This is a genomic window from Arenimonas sp. (genome assembly GCF_035721105.1).
GTDB lineage: Bacteria > Pseudomonadota > Gammaproteobacteria > Xanthomonadales > Xanthomonadaceae > Arenimonas.
Window position 1 is genome coordinate 1 of record NZ_DASTNG010000002.1, and the last position, 5,412, is coordinate 5,412.

Sequence of the window (5,412 nt, forward strand, 5' to 3'; positions counted from 1 at the left end):
GGGGCAGGCCGGCCACGGGCGGGTCGGCCGGGGGAGGCTCGCCCGAAGCGGCTCAGTTGGCGAAGCGATAGCTGAACTTGACCAGCAGCTGCTCGGTGTCGGCCAGCGAGCTGGCGTCGCCCAGCAGCTCGGACAGCGAGCGGCCGGCGCTTTGTTCGTCCAGGCCGCCGCGGCCGTAGACGATGTAAAGGTCCGACAGCGGCGCCAGTTCGTAGCGGTAGCGGACCTGGAAGCCCAGGTTGGCCAGGCTGAAGTCGGTGATGTCGGCCGGCGTGGCGGTGGCGATCGGCTCGCCGTCGGCGCGCACGGCCCAGGCCTGGCGCAGGCGGGCGTCGAGCGCGATGGTCTCGAGCTTCACCCGCAGCTCCTGGCGCTGGCCGATCTGCCACTGCAGGTTGGCGCCCAGCGTGGCCAGGTCGGCGCGGTAGCTGCCCAGGCGGTTGCCGCCGCGCCAGAGCAGCCAGTCGGGCAGATGCTGCAGGCCCAGGCCCAGCTCGAGCGACAGGCTGTCGCTGAAATGCAGGGTCGGCTCGAGGTGCAGCTCCAGGCCCGTGCCGGCGGCACCCTCCAGGCCGTCGCCCGCCAGCCGCGCGCTGCCGTACCAGGACCAGGCGCCGCGCCGCGGCCGCGAACGCTCCCAGAAGGCATAGACCTTCTCGGGCACCCGCACCACGCCGTTGCCGCGGGTGATCAGGTCGTCATGGCCGGCGGTGAAGGCGGTCAGGTCGAAGAACTCGTTGCCGCCGTCGCGACGCTCGCTGTTGCGCTGGATCGCCGCGGCCTCGGCGATCGCCAGGCCGCTGTCGTTGCGCCGCACGGACGCCGCCCAGCGCCATTCGTGCGAGGCGTAGGCCGAATCCTCCGGCTGGTTCGGAAAGCGCCGGGCCAGCTCGTAGCGCAGGTAGTTGAAGTCGTTGCGGTCGAGGAAACCGATGTCATTGAGCTGCAGCCCATCGCCCAGGTGCAGCACGTAGGCCTGCTGGCGCCAGCCCTCGCCCAGCTCCTGGTCGGCGCGGACCTGGAAGCCGCTGTCGTCGCTGCGCACGCCGCCCTGGCGGACGCTGGAGCCGACCACCTGCGAGCGGATGTTCCAGGCCGGCGTCGGCGACCACTGGTGGTCGACGGAGTACACCGTGGCCTCGCGATCCGCGAACGGCGCGTCCACGCGGGTCAGCATGCCGCCCCAGTCCTGGGCACCGAAGTCGCGGGTGGCGCGCAGGGCGAAGAAATCCCGCCCCAGGTCGCCGTCCTCGGTGGCCGCCAGCACGCCGTAGCGCACCTGGCCCAGGCTGCCGTTGAGCTTCACCGCCGCGTCCACGTCGGCGAACTGGCCGATGCGGCGCGTGTACAGCAGGCGACTGTTGCCGGCGCCGAAGGGCACGTCGAACAGGCCCTGGTTCTCGGTGAAGAACGGCCGCTTGTCGCCGAAGAACGTCTCGACCGCGCCGAAGTTCACCACCAGGTCGTCGCTCTCGACCTGGCCGAAATCGGGGTTGAGCGTCGCTGAGAGCTGGAACTGCCCGTTCGGCTTCCAGAACAGGTCGGCGCCGGTGTCGAACTCGGTGCCGCCGTTGGCGATGTCGCTGACGCCGACCACGTAGGGCGTGACCGCGAGCAGCGACTGCTCGTAGTGCGGCACCTGGATCTTGCTGAACTCCGACAGGAAGCGCGGCCGCTGGAAGCTGATGCCCGGCCAGCCGTAGCGCTCGCCGGTGCTGCCGACCACGCGGTCGACGTAGATGCCCAGGGTGCGCTCGCCGTTCGCCGGCTGCGCCATCGGCGCCACGTGCCAGGGGATCAGCAGCTCGACGCTCCAGCCGGCATCGTCCTGCGTCACCGCGTGGTGCCAGTGGCCGTCCCAGTCGGTGTTGAAGTTGCGCTCGCTGGTGATCACCTCGTCGCTGATGCCGCCGGCGACCGTGACCATGAAGTCGTAGCCGGTGCGGCCATCGCCGTCGAAGTCGACCATGAAGTTGATGCGGTCCAGGGCCCCGCCCTCGTCCCGGCGGGTGCGCTGCAGGGTGCGCGGCACGTCGGCCGGCTGTTCATTGCGGAAGGCCACCGCCAGGCCCTGCGGCGTCGCCAGCACCCAGGCCTCGGTGCGCAGGCGCGCGGGCTCGCCGTTGAGCGGCTGCACCATCTCGAAGTCGGTGATGTGGCGGGCGCCGGCCCATTCGGACGGATCGATGCGGCCGTCGACCTCGACGGCGAAGGCGGGCGCGGCGGCAAGCGCCAGGGCGCCGAGACAGGCGGGGGCTTTCATGGGAGGTCCTGGACGAGGCGACGCGCGAATGATCCGCGCCTCGCCCTGGGTTGGAGCGGGTCGTAAGTCATGGCAACGCTTTCGCCCGTCGGGGCATCCCGCGACGAGACCCTGCTCACCGGTGCGGGCATTGCGCGAAGCGACCCTGTAGGAGCGCCTTCAGGCGCGAAGCTTTTCGCCGAAGAGCTTCGCGCCTGAAGGCGCTCCTACAGGGGAGGATCAGCGCTTTTTGGCGGGGGGCTTGGGCTGCAGCATGGTGCCGGTGCAGTGCTTGGAGCCGCAGCGGCAGGCCCAGAGCTTCTTGAGCTTGGCGGTGTGCGGCTCGTGCAGGACGATGCCGTAGTTGTAGGTCAGCTCCTCGCCGGCGGCGATGTCGCGCATCGCTTCGATGTAGATGCGGTCCTTGCGCTTCTTCTTGCCGTCCTCGAGCCAGGTGGCCTCGCAGTTCGGGTCGCAGCTGTGGTTGATCCAGCGCGCATCGTTGCCGTCGACGTTGGCGTCGATGACGTACTTGTCGTTGAGCGTGAACAGGAAGGTGTGGCCGGTGTCGGCCTCGTCGGCATACACCGCGTCCACTTCCGCGTGCGTACGCAGCAGGCCCTTGTAGCGGATGACCCGCTCGCCCTTGGCGATCGCCTCGGTGGCGAAGACGCCATTGCCGTGGATGGCGGACTGGCGGGCTTCGATCTTCTTGGGCATGCGGGGACATCCGGGACGACGGCAGGGCCGCCATTGTCACCAATCCGCGCGCCCGGCGCAGCCCCGGATTATGCTGGGGCCAGACACGGGAGCATTGCGATGGACCCTGCCAACAGTTGGACCGAGGAAAAGCAGTCGGCCTGGCTGTACCGGGCGCTGGCCGATGCCGAGCGCGACACGCGCATCGCCGCCCTGTTCCGTGATCTCGCCGGCGCGGCCGACCAGCAGGCCCTGACCTGGGAGCGGACCGCGCGCGAGGCCGGGCAGGCGCTGCCCGCCACCTTCGAGCCGTCGGCGCGCGCGCGCCTGGTGGCGGCGCTGGCCCACCGGCTCGGCCCCCGGCGGGTGAAGCCGGCGCTGGCCGCACTGAAGGTACGCGGCCTCTCGGCCTACACCGCCGCCCTGGACGGACACCTTTTGCCCACGGACCTGGCCCAGGTCGGCGTGAGCCACCGCACCGTCGGCGGTGGCAACCTGCGCGCGGCCATCTTCGGCGTCAACGACGGCCTGGTCTCGAACGCCAGCCTGATCCTGGGCGTGGTCGGCGCCCAGGCCAGCACCGGCACCGTGCTGGCCACCGGCATCGCCGGCCTGCTGGCGGGCGCGCTGTCGATGGCGGCCGGTGAATACGTGTCGGTGCGCTCGCAGCGCGAGCTGTTCGAGTACCAGATCGGCCTGGAGGCCGACGAGCTCAAGCAATACCCGGAGGCCGAGGCCGAGGAGCTGGCGCTGATCTACATCGCCCGCGGCATGGACCCGGCGCAGGCCCGCGCCTTCGCCCACCAGCTGGTGAAGAACCCGACCCAGGCGCTCGACGTGCTGGCCCGCGAAGAGCTGGGCCTGAACCCGGACGACCTGGGCTCGCCGATCGGCGCCGCGGCCTTCTCCTTCACCGCGTTCACGATCGGCGCGCTGGTGCCGCTGGTGCCCTTCTTCCTGGGCAGCGCGCTGCCGGTCGCCGCTTACTGGGGCACCGGCCTGGCCGCGGCGGGGCTGTTCGGCACCGGCGCCGCGATGAGCCTGTTCTCGGGCCGCAACCCGGTGTTCGGCGGCCTGCGCATGCTCGGCATCGGCGCCCTGGCCGGCGCCACGGTGTTCCTGATCGGCCGCCTGATCGGGGTCGAGGTGGGCTGAACCGGGGCGGCGGCGGGCCCACCCCGGGGCCTCGGGACGGGCCGCGCCCGGGCGAGCCCGCCCACCTTCACCTGCCGTGGATTGAGCCGGCCCGGGGCAAAGCGTACAATTTCGGTCCTGATTCAAACCGCCAGGCCGACGCCATGCTTCGCGTCACCAAGCTCACCGACTACGCCACCGTCATCCTGGCCGCCCTGGCCGAGGCGCCCGGCCGCGTGCATTCGTCCGCGGAGCTGGCCGACCGCTCCCGGCTGGAGCCGCCCACCGTGGCCAAGGTGCTCAAGCCGCTGGCCCACGCCGGCCTGGTCGACAGCTTCCGGGGCGCCAACGGCGGCTACCGCCTGGCCCGCCCCGCGCACGAGATCCCGCTCCGGGCCATCGTCGAGGCCATCGAAGGCCCGCTGAACATGACCGAATGCTCGGGCGAACACTCCAGCTGCGAGCACGAGGCCCACTGCGGCGTGCAGACGCACTGGCGCCGCATCAACGACGTGATCGCCGACGCCCTCGGCGGCATCACCCTGGCCGACATGCTCACGCCGTCGGCCGCCCGCAAATCCATCCCGCTGCAGCTCGCGGCGGCAGGAGGCTGAGATGGCCATCCAGAACCAGCAAATCGTCGAGAAGCTCGCGCGTCGCTACGATGCCGGCTTCATCACCGACATCGAGTCCGACACCTTCCCGCCCGGCCTGAGCGAGGACATCGTCCGCGCGCTGTCGGCCAAGAAGGAAGAGCCCGAGTGGATGACCGACTGGCGCCTCGCCGCCTATCGCCATTTCCTCACCATGCCGATGCCGGAGTGGGCCAAGCTGCAGATCGCCCCGATCGACCTGCAGGGGCTGAGCTACTACAGCGCGCCCAAGGGGCCGAAGTACCAGTCCCTGGCCGACGTGCCGCAGGAGCTGCTGGACACCTACGACAAGCTGGGCGTGCCGCTGCACGAGCGTGCGCGCCTGGCGGGCGTCGCCGTGGACGCCGTGTTCGACTCGGTCTCGGTCGGCACCACCTTCCGCAAGGAGCTGGCCGAGAAGGGCGTGATCTTCTGCTCGATGTCCGAGGCCATCAAGGAGCACCCCGAGCTGGTGCGCCAGTACCTGGGCAGCGTGGTGCCGGTCGGCGACAACTACTTCGCGGCGCTGAACTCGGCCGTGTTCTCCGATGGCTCCTTCGTGTTCATCCCCAAGGGCGTGCGCTGCCCGATGGAGCTGAGCACCTACTTCCGCATCAACGCCGGCCACACCGGCCAGTTCGAGCGCACCCTGATCATCTGCGAGGACAAGGGCCACGTGTCCTACCTCGAGGGCTGCACCGCGCC

4 protein-coding genes and 1 pseudogene are annotated in these 5,412 nt (G+C 70.6%); 3 read left to right on the plus strand and 2 right to left on the minus strand.

All coding sequences use genetic code 11. The annotated features are described in order from the left end of the window. Nucleotides 1-52: 52 nt before the first annotated feature. Entirely contained in the window at nt 53-2,263 is a 2,211-nt protein-coding gene (locus VFQ84_RS00120) for a DUF5916 domain-containing protein (protein ID WP_325127935.1), read from the minus strand. Between the two features lie 219 nt (nt 2,264-2,482). Next, nucleotides 2,483-2,962: an SET domain-containing protein gene (locus tag VFQ84_RS00125; protein ID WP_290886091.1), complete on the minus strand. Its 480-nt coding sequence runs from the start codon at nt 2,960-2,962 to the stop codon at nt 2,483-2,485. 99 nt (nt 2,963-3,061) lie between these two features. On the opposite strand from VFQ84_RS00125, the gene VFQ84_RS00130 reads away from it, so the two are divergent. The 3 genes and pseudogenes from VFQ84_RS00130 to VFQ84_RS00140 form a co-directional block, all read left to right on the plus strand. Continuing rightward, entirely contained in the window at nt 3,062-4,096 is a 1,035-nt protein-coding gene (locus VFQ84_RS00130) for a VIT1/CCC1 transporter family protein (RefSeq protein WP_325127941.1), read from the plus strand. A 143-nt stretch (nt 4,097-4,239) separates the two neighbouring features. After that, nucleotides 4,240-4,689 (plus strand): SUF system Fe-S cluster assembly regulator, encoded by a 450-nt coding sequence (locus VFQ84_RS00135; RefSeq protein ID WP_325127943.1) that lies wholly within the window; start codon nt 4,240-4,242, stop codon nt 4,687-4,689. 1 nt (nt 4,690) lies between these two features. Further along, nucleotides 4,691-5,412: pseudogene (locus tag VFQ84_RS00140) on the plus strand (Fe-S cluster assembly protein SufB); the annotation flags it as partial.

Excerpts from the sequence above, each read along its gene's own strand:
- VFQ84_RS00120 (WP_325127935.1), bottom strand. The coding sequence starts at position 2,263 with ATGAAAGCCCCCGCCTGTCTCGGCGCCCTGGCGCTTGCCGCCGCGCCC.
- VFQ84_RS00125 (WP_290886091.1), bottom strand. The coding sequence starts at position 2,962 with ATGCCCAAGAAGATCGAAGCCCGCCAGTCCGCCATCCACGGCAATGGC.
- VFQ84_RS00130 (WP_325127941.1), top strand. The coding sequence starts at position 3,062 with ATGGACCCTGCCAACAGTTGGACCGAGGAAAAGCAGTCGGCCTGGCTG.
- VFQ84_RS00135 (WP_325127943.1), top strand. The coding sequence starts at position 4,240 with ATGCTTCGCGTCACCAAGCTCACCGACTACGCCACCGTCATCCTGGCC.